Here is a 15011-nt window from a genome sequence, read left to right on the forward strand (position 1 = left end):
ACCACTGGAAAGTGTGTGGAATTATAAATTGTAGTGGCGTGTCCTCGGCGCTTGGTATAAAAGGCTTTCTCCGCCTGCAAAATTCCTGACCATTTTCGCTCAACGTGGGTTAAAACCCCCATTAAGCGAAAATGGTCAGGAATTTTGCAACTACGAAAAAAATACCAAGCGCCGAGGACAAACAGAATAGAGTAAAAAATAGAATGAGTAAGGTGATAGAAGTAATAAAAAATAAAGAAAAAAGTTCAAAAGATTAACAACTACCCCTTGCGATAGACGCCCCTTCACCAAACCTTGAAGGGACTATCGCCCAAAACAACAACCTCCTAAATCCTCCACCAAAACTTGGAGGACTTAAAAGCTGAAAAAGAATTTCTACACGTTGTTCCGAAACTCTTTTTCAATGAAACAAATAGGCTTTGCCTATTTGTACATTTTATAGAAATGCGGTGATACTTTGAAACCATTACTTTACAATTACTTTATTGATTATTCAAAAGAAGATAAGATACACTTGATTCTTTTATGTTTACTACATGAATTGAGAGTTGTATCGGTAAAACAACTTATTGACTTTTGTCAATTTGATAATATGGCAAAAAAAAGTAGTGTATACGGTAATCTAAAAAAACTGAAGGAAAAAAATCTAGTGGAATGTTCCCAAATTGGATCAACAAAATTTTATTACCTAACAAAAGAAGGGCATAATTACATTGGTGGATACTACACCTTGCCAAAAGTTCCTGAATACAATTTACAACACCACTTACAAATTAATGATTATCTGATAAAAATGTTGGAACTTTGTAATAAGCACCCGCACCTTAAGGCGGTAGTATCAGAACGTCGAAAAGTATATGAAGTAAAGGACGAGAAGAAAAATCAAAAAGGCGTAAAATACTTTGTTCCTGACTTCATTTTTATGTTTTTGGATAGTATTGGACGAGAAGTAGAGTGGCAATTTGAAATAGAATTAACACTAAAAACAAAACGACGTTATAGTCAGGGTGTGTTTCCGAAATACATTAAACATTTAAAAAATTATGAAGATGCACGCTTAATTTATGTAACACCTAGTTCAATCATTAAAGAAGAACTTGATATGTTTAAAGAATATTTTATTGACAAAGAAGGGGACGAGTACAAAGAAGTGTTTGATCGATTGCATGTTTTTTCAGCTGAAGAATTTGAAATTGAACTGAAACGATTACTAGAAAAAGATAAATTCATTAATTGGGAGTGAGTTTCATGAGAAGAATAGAGAAAGAATTCAACAAGAAGCTAGCCGGTTACGAAAGAGAGTTAAAAAAATTAGGCTGTCTGGATGATGAAACAGGACTTATTCCCATAAGCAAAAGACGATGGCATGTCATTTGGTGGCAACCTGTTACACTTGCAAAAACAATCGTGAGATCTTTTCGATTAACGCTAGATAATGAAAACTTATGTATTTTAGGAGATGTAGAAATCACTATTTATCATGATGGAACATATGGTATTTCTAAAGAAGCTGTCCCAATTTTTATTAATGATTTATTGTCTTTAAAAAAGTTAATTACTATTTTCTATGGAACACCTTTTAGCTTAAATTTTGAAAAAATTCGCTGCGTTAATTTTAACAGGTATTGTGTCTCTATTCCTGAAATTTATGTCGAGAAATTTGAAGTATTAATAAACTACTTGATAATTTTAAGTAGCTGCTTACATGAAGTGAAAAAGCACGTAGAATATGATTAACAAGCTTTTCTTCTTTCAGAAGAACACCAATAGATTGTTTGAGTTCGCATACGCTCACCTAAGAGAGGAAAAGAACGAAGTCAAGCTTCGTTCTTTTTTCTACGTCGGAGAACCGACGTAGTGATTCAGACGCAAAAACCATGCGTCTGAATCAGGCCCGTTTTTAGGAAGGGCTAGTGTGTTTGATTTATCAGTTCTCACAGCCGTGTAATTTCTAAGATTCCCTAATCGTCTATCAGTCACTCGGCGAGTATAACCTAAAACATAACCTGTCGGAGGTCAAGGGCAAGTGGCATCGGCAAGCCGACCCTTGTCCTCCGACAGAACATGTTTTCTAGTCGGTTATGCCGAACGACCGATATACGAAAAGGGAATCTAACCAGAATTTCCCCTCTGACCTTTGAAAACTGAAAAGCGAAATCAAACAAACAGGCCTTCGTCTAAAAACGAGCCTAATCAAACCTTAGGGGTTGCACCCCTAACACCCGGCGCCTCACTCTCTCAACCGAAAAGGTTGGTCGGAAAAGCGTTGACAAAAACATAGTTATTTATTGGTTGTTTGAAAATAAAAATTGAAAGAAGGAAAGCAAAATGCTAACAACAAAAGAAAAAAACAGATTAAAAAAAATGGTAGAAGGAAACAAAACGTTTCATTATTCTTATGTCGATAGACTTAGACAAGATGTAAGATATTACGTTAATCAATGTGAATCAGCTGTTAAAGCTAGAGAAAGCATGGAAATCTTAGAATTTATCTACAGTCTATTTTCTGATAAAGAGATACCAGCATGGTACACAAAAGCAGACCTTGAAAATGATAAAAAATCAATTGAAAAATTGGAACGCTGGGCAGCTTAGCTGTTCAGCAGCAATCAGAAAGGGCGATTAGCATGAAATTTATCAAAGATGTAACGACATTAGAAGAATTGAAACGCGTATATAAAAAGCTAGCTTTAAAGTACCACCCAGACATGGGCGGTACTGATAAAGAAATGGCGCAAATAAATAACGAGTATGAAGCGTTGTTCGATAAGCTTAAAAATACACACAAAAATAAAGAAGGTGAGTACTACCAAAAAGAAACGACAGAAACACCGCAAGAATGGCAAGAAATCATACACAAGTTGTTAACACTAAAAATGGAAAATGTTTCAATTGAAGTGATAGGCGCATTCTTATGGGTATCAGGGAATACAAAGCCTTATAAAGAAGAGTTGAAAGCTTTAAATATGAAATGGAGCAACAACAAAAAGTCCTGGTATTTAGCCCCCGATGGATATAAAAAACGCAGTAAGAAAAAATACAATATGAGCGATATTCGCAATATGTATGGTTCGCAGGTAGTTAAAGAAGAACAAGCCAAACAAAAGACATTAACAGCAACAGCCTAAGGAGGAAGTACAATGGAACAACAACACCCGACTATTCACACATTAAAAATTGAAACCGAGTTTTTCAAGGCAGTAAAAGAACGGCGAAAAACATTTGAGATAAGAAAGAACGATCGTAATTTTCAAGTAGGGGATATTTTAATTCTCGAAGAATATATGAATGGCATGTATTTAGATGATGAATGCGAAGCGGAAGTTATTTATATAACGGATTATGCACAACGTGAAGGTTATGTGGTGCTAGGAATTGAATTACATTAGTAAAAAATTAGATTATACGTCCAAAGAGGTTTTACCTCTTTGGACGACCAAATAAAAAGAAAGAAGGAATCAAGAATGATTAAAACAAGTGCAGTAGGAAGATTAACAAAAAGTTCAGAACTAAGAGTAACGTCAACAGGGAAGGCCGTTGCCAATTTTGCATTAGCTTGCAAAAGAGAAAGACTTGATAAAGAAGGGAATGCCCAAACGACTTTTATTCAATGTGTAATCTGGGGGAAACCTGCAGAGGTGTTAGCAAAATATACGCAAAAAGGTTCATTAATTGCAGTAAATGGTGAATTGCAATCACGTTCTTATGATGATCAACAAGGACAAACGCATTATGTTACAGAATTAGTCGTAGCAGGCTTTGAATTTTTAGAATCAAAAGAAACTGTACAAAATAGAGAACAAAAACAACAAATGCCAGAAATGGCGAACGCCGAACCGTTTTATGGTATGGATGATATGGAACCGCCTGCTTATCATTAAAATTTATCTGAAGGAGGGAGAAAATGAAAAAGTTAATCGGTAAAAAGTGGCTGCTGCTTACAGCAGTAGCCACTTTTTTATTATCAGGATGCGCAAGTCTTGAACAAAAAGCACAGGATAGTGTAAAAGAAGTTACTGAAAATGTTACTCAAACTATTTCAAACGATCAACGTATACCAGCTGATTTTGTTAGGCACGTGGATGGCGATACCACAGTATTAAAAATTGACGGAAAAGAACAAAAAGTTCGGTTTTTATTAATTGACACACCCGAGACTGTGAAACCGAAAACAAAAGTTCAGCCGTTCGGATTGGAAGCTAGCAAACGCACAAAAGAGCTTTTGTCTACTGCTTCAGAAATTACGTTTGAATATGATAAGGGCGATAAAACAGATCGTTACGGACGAGCGTTGGGCTACATATTCGTAGATGGAACATTACTACAAAAAACGCTTGTAAGTGAAGGATTAGCTCGTGTTGCCTATGTAAAAGAGCCTACAACTAAGTATTTGGCAGAACTAGAGCAAGCCCAAGAACAGGCTAAAAATGAGTCACTCGGAATCTGGAGCATACCAGGTTATGTGACACAACGGGGGTTTAGTAAATAAATAAGAAATCGCTATGAATTATTGAAAGCTTTTGGCGAGAAATTATAACACAATATGTTGTCGATAACAACATATTGTGTTATAATTATATACATAAAGGAGGGGTAAAGGTGGCTACTACAAAAAAGAAACCTATACATGTAAATGTTGATGAAAATTTAAAAGAAGAAGCAGAACAATTATTTGATGATTTAGGGTTAAATATGACAAGTGCAATTACGATTTTCTTAAAACAGTCTATTAATGAGCAAGCAATTCCTTTTATGATTAATAAGGGAAACAAAGAGACTCTACAAGCATTAAAAGACATTAAAGAAGGAAATGTTCATGGTGGATTTTCTTCCGTGGAGGATTTAATGGAGGATTTAAATGCTTGAAATATTTTACACGAACCAATTCAAAAAAGACTTTAAGAAAGCAAAGAAACAAGGAAAGAATTTAGAGAAGTTAAAAGAAGTATTAGTACTTTTACAAGAACAGCAAACATTGCCGCCAAAGTATAAAGACAACGCACTAACAGGAAATTATATAGGTACAAGAGAGTGCCATATTGAACCAGATTGGTTACTGATTTATAAAATTGACGGTGATAAATTGATCCTAACTTTAGCTCGAATAGGCTCACATAGTGAATTATTTCGATGAATCGGAAAGATATTACAAATCAATAAAAAACACTACTAAACGACCAGACGAATAGTAGTGTTTTTTTGATTATTCGATTGTACTAGTAATTTTAACACAATAAAAAATAGTCATGCAAGACCAGGGCGCAACGATCGGTTCTGTTGCAAAGTTTTAAATAAAGAATAAAATCCCTTACGGTATCTATGATTTAAGCTGGGATTCCCAATAATACCTTGATTTCAGTACAGACCGAAAACCCGAAGAGAGTACCTTCTTTTCGGGTTTTCTTATATAATCCTCGAATGGCTTCCATGCCTTTAATCGTGGTAGAGGCAGTGCGTAAACTTCGATAGAATTTATTGCGTCTCTTTACTGGACGATGGTCTTGTTCAATCAAATTATTCAGGTATTTAATGGTACGATGTTCTGTCCCTTGATAAAAGCCGTATTCTTTTAGTTTCTTAAAGGCACTTGTAATAGAGGGGGCTTTATCTGTGACTACAACCTTCGGTTCATCAAACTGCTTCACTAACCGCTTAAGAAAAGCATAGGCTGCTTGTGTGTCCCGTTTTTTACGTAACCAAATATCCAAGGTTAAACCATCTGCATCGATGGCTCGATACAAATAATGCCATTTTCCTTTAATTTTGATGTACGTTTCATCCATTTTCCATGAATAAAAGGATTGTTTATTTTTCTTTTTCCAAATTTGATAGAGTAGTTTGCCATATTCTTGCACCCAACGATAAATCGTCGTATGAGAAACGTTAATGCCACGATCATATAAGATTTCTTGAACTTCACGATAGCTAAGGTTATAACGAAGATAGTAGCCCACGGCTACAATAATCACATCCTACTGAAATTGCTTTCCTTTAAAATGATTCACCGTCATTCCTCCTGCTATCTTTTTCTATTATTCTACCTTATTTGATAGTAGATTTAAAACTTTGCAACAGAACCAAATTGAATGTTCATATATTGTTTAGCCATTTTGTGGATAGGTTAAATTTGATAAAAAAGAGTATTGGGTGTACTATTTTAGTGACTGAATTAGTATATAGGAGGAATTGATTATGTGTACAGCAATTACTTATGTATCAAAAGATCATTACTTTGGAAGGAATTTTGATTATGAAATTTCTTATAATGAGGTGGTTACTATTACGCCGAGAAATTATAAGTTTTCATTTCGAGAAGTTGGAAATTTAGATCATCATTTTGCAATAATTGGAATTGCTGCTGGGATTGCTGATTATCCGCTTTATTATGATGCAATAAATGAAAAAGGATTAGGAATGGCTGGATTAAACTTTTCAGGCTATGCAGATTATAAAAAAATTGAAGAAGGAAAAGAAAATGTTTCTCCATTTGAGTTTATTCCTTGGGTATTGGGCCAATGCTCTACTGTAGATGAAGCAAAAAAATTATTGAAGAATCTTAATTTAGTAAATATTAATTTTAGTGATGAACTTCCGTTATCCCCTCTCCATTGGCTGTTGGCTGATAAAGAGCAATCTATTGTGGTTGAAAGCACGAAAGAAGGCTTACGTGTATTTGATAATCCTGTAGGCGTATTAACAAATAACCCAACATTTGATTACCAATTATTTAATTTAAACAATTATCGTGTACTTTCAACTAGAACTCCAAAAAATAATTTTTCAGATCAAATAGAGTTAGATATTTATAGTAGAGGAATGGGTGGTATTGGGTTGCCAGGAGATTTATCATCAGTATCTAGATTTGTAAAAGCAACTTTTACTAAGTTAAATTCTGTATCAAGAAGTTCAGAATATGAAAGTATTAGCCAATTTTTTCATATTTTAAGTTCTGTCGAACAACAAAAAGGATTGTGTGATGTTGGTGATGAAAAATATGAGTATACGATTTATTCTTCATGTTGTAACCTGGAAAAGGGAATTTATTACTATCGTACGTATGACAATAGTCAAATTACTGCTGTGGATATGAATAAGGAAAATTTAGAGAAGGATAGCTTAATTGTTTATCCAATGGTGGAAACACAACAAATTAACTATGCTAATTAATTTGTTGTAATTCTTGTTTTTATAAGTATTTTCGAAATGAGTTTAAATAAACGGGAATAATAGAAGAGTAGATTTAAGTTATTGATAACTACTAGGTAATTGATGATAAATTAAACAAATTAGATGCTTTAAGGAAAGATGACAAAAAAGTACAGTATTACATGAAAAAGTGGATTTTTGAGAAAAAAAGGGTTTAACAATTAATATCAAAAACAACTATTCTTATAAAACGAATAGTTGTTTTTTTGTATTCATATTTTCTATAAAAAAATGAATAGTAAACACTTGTAATTTTTTAATAAGAAGAATAGCTTGTTATAAGAGTAACTACGATTGTCCGCATAATTTTTTTGAAGTGTAAAAAAAATATAGAGTTATAAATGTGATAGGTGTATTAGTATTTATTTAAAAGACTAAAAAATGTGAAGGAGTTTGAATCGAAATGAAAAAAGTATGTGCTATTTTAATGATTTCTGCGTCAGTTTTAGGAATGGTGCCCAGTAATGTACCAATTTTTACAGCAGAAATAAATTATGCGCATGAAAATGAATTACAAATGAATCCGTTTGTTATAGCGTTTGTCGATAAAGTGAAGGGTTCTGTTGCAAAGTTTGAAAATCAAACGCGCCCTCTCTGAACTCCAAATATCTTAGGCTGGTATTCCCATTAACCTTGATTTCAGTAGACACCGAAAATCCGAAGAGCGTTCCATTTCTTCGGTTCTTTTTATATATTCCTCGAATGGTCTCCATGCCCTTAATCGTGGAAGAGGCTGTACGGAGACTTTGATAAAATTTATTCCGTCGTTTAATAGGTCGATGGTCTTGTTCTATTAAATTGTTAAGATACTTCACAGTTCGGTGCTCTGTCTTAGTATATAAACCCACACTCTGTAACTTTCTAAAGGCGGAGCCAAGAGAAGGTGCTTTATCGGTCACAATTGCTTGCGTATCCCGTTTCTTTCGTAACCAGATATCTAAGGTTAAGCCGTCCGCATCAATTGCACGATAAAGATAATGCCAACGTCCCTTAATTTTGATATAGGTTTCGTCCATTTTCCATGAATAGAAGGATTGTCTATTTTTCTTCTTCCAAAGATCATAGAGGACTTTGCTGTACTCTTGCACCCAACGATAAATCGTAGTATGACAAACATTTATTCCACGATCATATAACAATTCCTGAACTTCACGATAGCTTAGATTGTAACGCAGGTAGTAACCAACAGCGACAATAATGACGTCTTTTTTGAATTGTTTGCCTTTAAAATGATTCATTACTCTGTCCTCTCTGTCTTTTTTCTCAATTTTACACTAAAATAGATTTTTTGGAAAACTTTGCAACAGAACCTTTTTTTGCAATAGAATTACTAATGGGAAAACAAATTAATGCGATAACCAGACCGATAGCAATTTCGTGAAAAATAATTGTTATTAAGAATAAAACTATACTAGATATGAATAAACTTAAAACATGTATTTTATCTTCTTTCATAGGATCCTCCCGTTATTGTCATACAATAGTTGTTTGATTTATATTTTAAATTATCAATAAAAGAAAAGCTAGGAAAAAAGCATTCAAACGAAAACCCAGTTAATACAGATACAGGCGTTGTGATTGTCGCAGTTGAAGATAGTAAACCGATTATTCAATTAGCAGACGGAACAACAAAGAAAGTTGAAGCTAAAGAAATTGGAGCAGACGTTCAAAAAGACGGAACAGTAACGGTTAAAGGTTCAGACGGAAGAATGAAAGTTTTACCAAAAACAGGAGAAACAGAAAATATTGCATTGTCTGTCCTAGGTTCATTAATGGTATTAGGATCAGCATTCATTTTTAAAAAGAGAATCTAATTAAGTATTTATAAAAGCATGGTCGCAAGTTTTACACTCTCCTACTTGAAGTTTCCGAATGAAAACTCTATAATGAGAAATGTGAAAATGTTCACTTATTATAAATTAAGTTTGGAGGCTTTTATTTATGAAAATTGCAATTGCAGGGGCCGGCGCGATGGGTTCCCGGTTCGGACTGATGTTGAAACAAGGTGGTAACGATGTTTTGCTAATCGACGGCTGGCAGGAGCATATCAATGCCATCAAAGAAAACGGATTGAAGGCTAATTATAATGGCGAAGAAATTACTGTTAAAGTCTCAATTGTTAATCAGAATGAGGTGCCCACTGGTGAGCAATTTGATTTGATTATCTTATTCACGAAGGCAATGCAGTTGGAAAAAATGCTGCAGGATGTTAAACCATTAATTGCTGATCACACAGAAGTTTTGTGTCTTTTAAACGGTATCGGTCATGAAGACGTAATCGAAAAATTCGTACCGATGGAAAAAATCTTTATCGGCAACACCATGTGGACTGCTGGTCTAGAAGGTCCCGGCAAGGCTAAATTATTTGGCAGCGGGTCTGTTGAATTGCAAAATCTAGGTATTGGCCAAGAAGAATCAGCGAAAAAATTGGCGGAAACTTTGTCCGCGTCTGGTTTAAATGCCAAATATTCCGACAACATTCATTATTCAATTTATCGTAAAGCTTGTGTCAATGGTACGATGAATGGCTTATGCACGATTTTAGACGTCAATATGGCGGGGCTTGGTGCAACCAAACCTGCTCATGACATGGTAGTGACTATTGTTAACGAATTTGCAGCTGTTGCTGCCAAAGAAAACGTCAACTTAGACATTCCCGAAGTAATCGAACATGTAGAAACTTGTTTTGACCCGACTACGATTGGTATGCATTTCCCATCGATGCACCAAGACTTGATAAAAAATAACCGTTTGACCGAGATTGACTACATCAACGGAGCCATTTCTCGTAAAGGTAAAAAATATGGAGTAGTAACTCCTTACTGTGATTTCTTAACGCAACTGGTTCATAGTAAAGAAGAAATTCTAGGAGCGAAATAGTAATCATTAGAAAGAGGATGAGAAAATGGAAGAAAAATTAACTCCAAAAATATTTTTAAATAAAGTATTAGCGGGTACCGCAACGGGGATCATCGTAGGGTTGATTCCTAACGCGGTATTGGCAGCAATTTTGAAATTATTTGGTGAAAATACCTTAGCAGTAACGATCACACAAATGGCAGTTATTTTCCAACTAGCTACTCCACTATTGATTGGCGCTTTGATTGCGGTGCAGTTTGGCTTCAAACCAATGCAAATGTTAGTAGTTGCCGGTGCAGCTTTCGTTGGCTCCGGTGTTGTGAAATTCAATCCTGACACAGCTACTTATATCGGTGCTGGTACCGGAGACATCATCAATACCATGATTACTGCATCAATCGCTGTCGGCATGATCTTGTTGATCGGCGAAAAATTTGGGTCCGTGGCAATTGTTGCAACACCAATCGTTGTTGGTATCGGCGCTGGTCTAATCGGCTATTATTTATATCCTTACGTAACCAAGATTACTGCCGCTATCGGTGACTTAATTAATACCTTTACTACTTTGCAACCAATTTTGATGTCAATCTTGATTGCATGTTCCTTTGCTTTCTTGATTATCTCGCCGATCTCTACAGTTGCCATTGGTATGGCAATTCAATTGAACGGTGTTTCTGCTGGTGCAGCCGCTATGGGTGTTGCCGCAACAACAGTTGTCTTGGTAGTTAACTCTTGGAAAGTCAACAAACCAGGGGTTACTTTGGCCATCGCATTGGGTGCTATGAAAATGATGATGCCAAACTTGTTTAGGAAACCAATTATCTTGGTGCCATGTCTATTCACCGCTATCATCTCAGCAATTCCAGTAGCGTTATTCTCAGTCTCAGGGACTCCTGCTTCTGCTGGTTTCGGTTTGGTAGGGTTGGTAGGTCCGTTGGCTTCATTGGACGCCGGTTTGAGTATTATTCTACTATTAATCAGCTGGTTTGTTGTACCAATCGTAGCTGCTTTCGTAGGTCAAATCTTATTTGAAAAAATCTTGAAATTGTATGATCGTAAAGATGTTTTCGAATTTTTAGGATAGTCAACTAGAAAAAGTGTGAGCCTTGTGCTCACGCTTTTTTGTGCAATTGAAGTTGGTGAATCTCAGCGAAAAGAGAAAGGTACCTTAAATAGTGTGTTTCTGGTCAATAGCACAATGAAATATCTAAATACATTATGAACTGCTTTTCGTTTTATGAAGAGCAGTTTGTGCTATTTGAGAAATTGCTCAATTTAATCATTAAGTAGTTTCATCAATGGTGACTATGCTACTGCAATTCTTGTTGTACCAACCGGGAGCGTCAATAATTTTGTGTAAATAACTCGTCCTTCTGCAAAATAATGGGTTACTCAGTAAACATTGAAGCTAATGTATCCGTCACTTGTTGGAAGCCTTTATGGCTTCTATTTAAGAATTTTTGATTGTATGTATCAAAGATGGATACTAGGAAACGCTCTAGTGATTCTTCATTTTGAAACTGCTCTTTTCTGCGGCTGTATTTCTTGATTTGTTTATTGAAAGATTCGATTAAATTAGTTGAGTAAATGCTTCGGCGGATACCAGGCGGAAACTCATAAAAAGTCAATAAATCTTGATTTTTTATCAGTGACTGCGTCACTTTAGGATAAGTTTTCTGCCACTTCTCAATCATACTCCCTAAAAAGGTATTTGCCTCTTCCTTTGAGCTAGCTTGATAAACAGCCTTAAAATCATCACAGATTTCTTTTCGATCTTTGACACGTACTTTATGAGCAATATTACGGTAAACGTGAACACAGCAATGTTGGTATTTAGCTTTAGGATAAATCTGGTGAATCGTATCTTTCATGCCTTTTAAGCCATCGGTAATAAACAGTAAGACATCATGAATCCCTCTGGAGTAAATGTCCTGTAACAACTCATTCCAAACGTAGGTCGATTCAGTCGGAGCAATCGCATAACTTAGTACTTCTTTAGTGCCGTCTTCTCGTATACCAATGGCAATATAGATTGCTTCTTTGGAGACGGTTTGCCGTTTTAAAGAAATATAAGTAGCATCCATGAAAATAGCGACATACTTATCATTTAGAGTTCTAACTTTAAATGCATTTACTTCTTCAGTCTGCGATTTCCGACATGGTAATACCTTTTCGGAAGAGGTGAATGACGGTCTCCTCTAAGGTATCATTCGTCCGTCTATAAGCAGGAACAGTCTGTTGCTTGAACTCGCCGTTGCGGTCGCGCGGAATTCTGTGAATGTGTTGTGGTAACGGTTCTGTTGCAAAGTTTTAAATCTACTATCAAATAAGGTAGAATAATAGAAAAAGATAGCAGGAGGAATGACGGTGAATCATTTTAAAGGAAAGCAATTTCAGTAGGATGTGATTATTGTAGCCGTGGGCTACTATCTTCGTTATAACCTTAGCTATCGTGAAGTTCAAGAAATCTTATATGATCGTGGCATTAACGTTTCTCATACGACGATTTATCGTTGGGTGCAAGAATATGGCAAACTACTCTATCAAATTTGGAAAAAGAAAAATAAACAATCCTTTTATTCATGGAAAATGGATGAAACGTACATCAAAATTAAAGGAAAATGGCATTATTTGTATCGAGCCATCGATGCAGATGGTTTAACCTTGGATATTTGGTTACGTAAAAAACGGGACACACAAGCAGCCTATGCTTTTCTTAAGCGGTTAGTGAAGCAGTTTGATGAACCGAAGGTTGTAGTCACAGATAAAGCCCCCTCTATTACAAGTGCCTTTAAGAAACTAAAAGAATACGGCTTTTATCAAGGGACAGAACATCGTACCATTAAATACCTGAATAATTTGATTGAACAAGACCATCGTCCAGTAAAGAGACGCAATAAATTCTATCGAAGTTTACGCACTGCCTCTACCACGATTAAAGGCATGGAAGCCATTCGAGGATTATATAAGAAAACCCGAAAAGAAGGTACTCTCTTCGGGTTTTCGGTCTGTACTGAAATCAAGGTATTATTGGGAATCCCAGCTTAAATCATAGATACCGTAAGGGATTTTATTCTTTATTTAAAACTTTGCAACAGAACCCGCGGTAGGTTATGTGTCAAAAACAGCGGTTTGCCTTTTCTGTGTTTACCTTTTATCTTTTACATTTGTTTATGCTAGTGCGTTAAGTCACCAAAAGGAATCTTTTGAACGACAAAGTATGATATTAGCCGGTGATTTAAAAGATCTAGTGAACCGTGACACGGTGACCGTGCATAGTACCTCTTTATTTAAGGATTCGCCAGTATTTGTCAATAGTTCGAAGAATTATCCTATATTAAAAGAACTGGTTCCACCAAATGAAGCCCTTTATTGGCCAAATCAGTTTTTATTTAGAACGTACACTGGCTTAAATGTGAACATGGAGATCTTTGATATTAACGCGTTGAATAAAGAAGAAAGTGACTTAATGAAATCTAATTATTACCACGACATTTATGTAAAAGATTCAGAAGTATTTGTCCATGTTAAATAATCTTGAAATAAAAGTAATATCAAGGCAATTGAAAGGCTAAAATAAGTTATAACCTTAGAGACTGTCTCCCCCAAAAAAAGAGATAGTCTTTACTATACATTTGAGCCTAGTTTTTATTTAAATGAATGTAATCATAAGTGAGGGTTTTACTGATAAAAAATCAGTTATGATTAAAGTATAAAACAACAGTCATAATTATTTATGCTTTAAAATATAAACTGTTACTATGCCAACAATTATTCCTAAAAATAAAATCAGAAGGGATATAAACTTTTTCTTCATACGAAGCACCTTTCTTTTAATTTAAATATTCTGTGGTGAAATTTAAAAATCTTTTTTATTCAGGTTGCCATTGAAAAATATCTTCTAGTGGAGTATCCAGGTAGTAAGCAATTTTTAATGCTAACTGTAAAGAAGGGTTATATTTATTTTTTTCTATACCATTAATAGTTTGTCTGCTAACTTCTAATAAAGCAGCTAATTCACTTTGGCTAATTTTTTTTTTCTCTCTAATTAATTTTAAGTTATTGATTATCATTTATGAAGTCCTCTTGTTGAAAAAAAGTAGTAACAGAGAGTGCAATATCATTGATAGAGAGAAGTAATAGTAGATAAAATTAAATAGATAGTTTTTAGTAATAACATTAGGTAGTAAAAGAAAAATAGCAATTACTATAAGTATGGAAAAGTTAATAAATAAGTACATGTAAGTAGATGTTAAAGAAATTGTATATAAAATTCGCTCATCTTTTTTTGAATCAGTCAGATTAAAAACAAAGTAGACTACAGAAATGATATCCAATAAAAAAATAAAAATAGCCATTTTGATTCCTCCTTTTTGTCAAGTGTCACTTGACAAAAGATTAAAAGCTCTATAATATTAAATTGTAACATATTATGTTATGCAATATACAACAATTTTATGATGGAGGGTAAGAATTATGGAAAATTTAAGTGTAGTTCCTAGTTTTGAAGAACTAAGTGTTGAGGAAATGGAAGCGATTCAAGGTAGTGGAGATGTTCAGGCTGAGACAACACCGGTGTGTGCTGTTGCGGCGACAGCTGCAGCAAGTAGTGCTGCTTGTGGCTGGGTTGGTGGCGGTATTTTTACTGGAGTAACTGTAGTTGTGTCTTTAAAACATTGTTAAAATATACTATAAAACTTAGTGAGGTGAAGCACAGTGCTAAATAAGGAAAATCAAGAAAACTATTACTCTAATAAATTAGAACTTGTTGGTCCTTCTTTTGAAGAGTTAAGTTTAGAAGAAATGGAAGCGATTCAAGGTAGTGGAGATGTTCAGGCTGAGACAACTCCAGCATGTTTTACCATAGGCTTAGGAGTAGGTGCATTATTTTCAGCTAAATTTTGCTAATTTATATATTAAGAGGGCTAGTGAAACTAGCCCTCTTA

At 34.8% G+C, this 15011-nt stretch carries 20 protein-coding genes and 2 pseudogenes; 17 read left to right on the plus strand and 5 right to left on the minus strand.

Translation table 11 applies throughout. The annotated features are described in order from the left end of the window. The first annotated feature begins 457 nt into the window (after positions 1-457). From IGM13_RS01935 to IGM13_RS01975, 9 genes are all read left to right on the plus strand, one after another. Positions 458-1243 carry a replication-relaxation family protein gene (locus IGM13_RS01935; RefSeq protein ID WP_048945223.1) on the plus strand — a complete coding sequence of 262 codons (786 nt, stop codon included), beginning with the start codon at positions 458-460 and terminating at the stop codon, positions 1241-1243. 5 nt (positions 1244-1248) lie between these two features. After that, positions 1249-1737, plus strand: coding sequence for a hypothetical protein (locus IGM13_RS01940; RefSeq protein WP_048945224.1), 489 nt, complete (start codon positions 1249-1251; stop codon positions 1735-1737). 591 nt (positions 1738-2328) lie between these two features. Next, positions 2329-2595 (plus strand): hypothetical protein, encoded by a 267-nt coding sequence (locus IGM13_RS01945; RefSeq protein ID WP_002377947.1) that lies wholly within the window; start codon positions 2329-2331, stop codon positions 2593-2595. A 32-nt stretch (positions 2596-2627) separates the two neighbouring features. Next, positions 2628-3128 (plus strand): DnaJ domain-containing protein, encoded by a 501-nt coding sequence (locus tag IGM13_RS01950; protein ID WP_002360775.1) that lies wholly within the window; start codon positions 2628-2630, stop codon positions 3126-3128. A gap of 12 nt (positions 3129-3140) precedes the next feature. Continuing rightward, complete coding sequence (locus IGM13_RS01955; protein ID WP_002360773.1) at positions 3141-3389, plus strand: DUF3850 domain-containing protein; 249 nt, start codon at positions 3141-3143, stop codon at positions 3387-3389. 75 nt (positions 3390-3464) lie between these two features. Then, on the plus strand, positions 3465-3881 hold the full coding sequence (locus IGM13_RS01960) for a single-stranded DNA-binding protein (RefSeq protein ID WP_010710134.1): 417 nt from the start codon (positions 3465-3467) through the stop codon (positions 3879-3881). A gap of 23 nt (positions 3882-3904) precedes the next feature. Then, entirely contained in the window at positions 3905-4489 is a 585-nt protein-coding gene (locus tag IGM13_RS01965) for a thermonuclease family protein (RefSeq protein WP_002377949.1), read from the plus strand. 110 nt (positions 4490-4599) lie between these two features. Beyond that, positions 4600-4866 carry a type II toxin-antitoxin system RelB/DinJ family antitoxin gene (locus IGM13_RS01970; RefSeq protein WP_002369771.1) on the plus strand — a complete coding sequence of 89 codons (267 nt, stop codon included), beginning with the start codon at positions 4600-4602 and terminating at the stop codon, positions 4864-4866. Next, positions 4859-5134, plus strand: a complete 276-nt coding sequence (locus IGM13_RS01975; RefSeq protein ID WP_086269734.1) for a type II toxin-antitoxin system YafQ family toxin — start codon at positions 4859-4861, stop codon at positions 5132-5134. The genes IGM13_RS01970 and IGM13_RS01975 overlap by 8 nt, the downstream gene beginning before the upstream one ends. 190 nt (positions 5135-5324) lie before the next feature. Here the strand turns inward: IGM13_RS01975 and IGM13_RS01980 are convergent, their stop codons facing one another. Further along, entirely contained in the window at positions 5325-5969 is a 645-nt protein-coding gene (locus IGM13_RS01980; RefSeq protein ID WP_002377952.1) for an IS6 family transposase, read from the minus strand. Between the two features lie 223 nt (positions 5970-6192). Here IGM13_RS01980 and bsh point away from each other — a divergent pair, with 223 nt between their 5' ends. Continuing rightward, positions 6193-7167: a choloylglycine hydrolase gene (gene bsh, locus IGM13_RS01985; protein WP_002355428.1), complete on the plus strand. Its 975-nt coding sequence runs from the start codon at positions 6193-6195 to the stop codon at positions 7165-7167. 668 nt (positions 7168-7835) lie between these two features. Here bsh and IGM13_RS01990 read toward each other — a convergent pair. Both IGM13_RS01990 and IGM13_RS01995 read right to left on the minus strand, forming a co-directional pair. Beyond that, positions 7836-8444, minus strand: a pseudogene (locus IGM13_RS01990) (IS6 family transposase); the annotation flags it as partial. A gap of 31 nt (positions 8445-8475) precedes the next feature. Further along, positions 8476-8661, minus strand: a complete 186-nt coding sequence (locus IGM13_RS01995; protein ID WP_002358660.1) for a hypothetical protein — start codon at positions 8659-8661, stop codon at positions 8476-8478. 29 nt (positions 8662-8690) lie between these two features. Here IGM13_RS01995 and IGM13_RS02000 point away from each other — a divergent pair, with 29 nt between their 5' ends. From IGM13_RS02000 to IGM13_RS02010, 3 genes are all read left to right on the plus strand, one after another. After that, positions 8691-9020 (plus strand): LPXTG cell wall anchor domain-containing protein, encoded by a 330-nt coding sequence (locus tag IGM13_RS02000; RefSeq protein WP_002358661.1) that lies wholly within the window; start codon positions 8691-8693, stop codon positions 9018-9020. Positions 9021-9147: 127 nt separating this feature from the next. Continuing rightward, positions 9148-10086: a 2-dehydropantoate 2-reductase gene (locus IGM13_RS02005; protein ID WP_002370935.1), complete on the plus strand. Its 939-nt coding sequence runs from the start codon at positions 9148-9150 to the stop codon at positions 10084-10086. 25 nt (positions 10087-10111) lie between these two features. Then, positions 10112-11149, plus strand: coding sequence for a PTS sugar transporter subunit IIC (locus tag IGM13_RS02010; RefSeq protein WP_002355369.1), 1038 nt, complete (start codon positions 10112-10114; stop codon positions 11147-11149). A gap of 304 nt (positions 11150-11453) precedes the next feature. Here IGM13_RS02010 and IGM13_RS02015 read toward each other — a convergent pair. After that, positions 11454-12339, minus strand: a pseudogene (locus IGM13_RS02015) (IS256 family transposase); the annotation flags it as partial. 129 nt (positions 12340-12468) lie between these two features. Here IGM13_RS02015 and IGM13_RS02020 point away from each other — a divergent pair. Further along, positions 12469-13113 (plus strand): IS6 family transposase, encoded by a 645-nt coding sequence (locus IGM13_RS02020; RefSeq protein ID WP_002377952.1) that lies wholly within the window; start codon positions 12469-12471, stop codon positions 13111-13113. Positions 13114-13285: 172 nt separating this feature from the next. Next, the gene (locus tag IGM13_RS02025; protein ID WP_002403043.1) at positions 13286-13600 is read left to right on the plus strand and encodes a hypothetical protein; all 315 of its coding nucleotides are present in this window, start codon (positions 13286-13288) and stop codon (positions 13598-13600) included. Between the two features lie 337 nt (positions 13601-13937). Here IGM13_RS02025 and cylR2 read toward each other — a convergent pair whose 3' ends face one another. Continuing rightward, a complete protein-coding gene (cylR2, locus tag IGM13_RS02030) occupies positions 13938-14138 on the minus strand; it encodes a cytolysin regulator CylR2 (RefSeq protein WP_002370931.1) in 201 nt (66 codons plus the stop codon). A 403-nt stretch (positions 14139-14541) separates the two neighbouring features. Between cylR2 and cylL-L the strand changes: the two genes are divergently transcribed. After that, a complete protein-coding gene (cylL-L, locus tag IGM13_RS02035) occupies positions 14542-14748 on the plus strand; it encodes a lanthipeptide cytolysin subunit CylL-L (RefSeq protein WP_002358485.1) in 207 nt (68 codons plus the stop codon). Between the two features lie 33 nt (positions 14749-14781). Beyond that, on the plus strand, positions 14782-14973 hold the full coding sequence (gene cylL-S / locus IGM13_RS02040; RefSeq protein ID WP_002358181.1) for a lanthipeptide cytolysin subunit CylL-S: 192 nt from the start codon (positions 14782-14784) through the stop codon (positions 14971-14973). The last annotated feature ends 38 nt before the right edge of the window (positions 14974-15011 follow it).

Source organism: Enterococcus sp. DIV0561, assembly GCF_050539875.1.
In the GTDB taxonomy this organism is placed as follows: domain Bacteria; phylum Bacillota; class Bacilli; order Lactobacillales; family Enterococcaceae; genus Enterococcus; species Enterococcus faecalis.

What these genes read in the sequence shown, in the direction of transcription:
- IGM13_RS02025 (WP_002403043.1), top strand. Translation starts at nt 13,286, where the DNA reads ATGATATTAGCCGGTGATTTAAAAGATCTAGTGAACCGTGACACGGTG.
- IGM13_RS02005 (WP_002370935.1), top strand. Translation starts at nt 9,148, where the DNA reads ATGAAAATTGCAATTGCAGGGGCCGGCGCGATGGGTTCCCGGTTCGGA.
- IGM13_RS01955 (WP_002360773.1), top strand. Translation starts at nt 3,141, where the DNA reads ATGGAACAACAACACCCGACTATTCACACATTAAAAATTGAAACCGAG.
- IGM13_RS01950 (WP_002360775.1), top strand. Translation starts at nt 2,628, where the DNA reads ATGAAATTTATCAAAGATGTAACGACATTAGAAGAATTGAAACGCGTA.
- IGM13_RS02010 (WP_002355369.1), top strand. Translation starts at nt 10,112, where the DNA reads ATGGAAGAAAAATTAACTCCAAAAATATTTTTAAATAAAGTATTAGCG.
- cylL-L (WP_002358485.1), top strand. Translation starts at nt 14,542, where the DNA reads ATGGAAAATTTAAGTGTAGTTCCTAGTTTTGAAGAACTAAGTGTTGAG.
- IGM13_RS01960 (WP_010710134.1), top strand. Translation starts at nt 3,465, where the DNA reads ATGATTAAAACAAGTGCAGTAGGAAGATTAACAAAAAGTTCAGAACTA.
- bsh (WP_002355428.1), top strand. Translation starts at nt 6,193, where the DNA reads ATGTGTACAGCAATTACTTATGTATCAAAAGATCATTACTTTGGAAGG.
- IGM13_RS01975 (WP_086269734.1), top strand. Translation starts at nt 4,859, where the DNA reads ATGCTTGAAATATTTTACACGAACCAATTCAAAAAAGACTTTAAGAAA.
- IGM13_RS01965 (WP_002377949.1), top strand. Translation starts at nt 3,905, where the DNA reads ATGAAAAAGTTAATCGGTAAAAAGTGGCTGCTGCTTACAGCAGTAGCC.
- IGM13_RS01945 (WP_002377947.1), top strand. Translation starts at nt 2,329, where the DNA reads ATGCTAACAACAAAAGAAAAAAACAGATTAAAAAAAATGGTAGAAGGA.
- cylR2 (WP_002370931.1), bottom strand. Translation starts at nt 14,138, where the DNA reads ATGATAATCAATAACTTAAAATTAATTAGAGAGAAAAAAAAAATTAGC.
- IGM13_RS01995 (WP_002358660.1), bottom strand. Translation starts at nt 8,661, where the DNA reads ATGAAAGAAGATAAAATACATGTTTTAAGTTTATTCATATCTAGTATA.
- IGM13_RS01940 (WP_048945224.1), top strand. Translation starts at nt 1,249, where the DNA reads ATGAGAAGAATAGAGAAAGAATTCAACAAGAAGCTAGCCGGTTACGAA.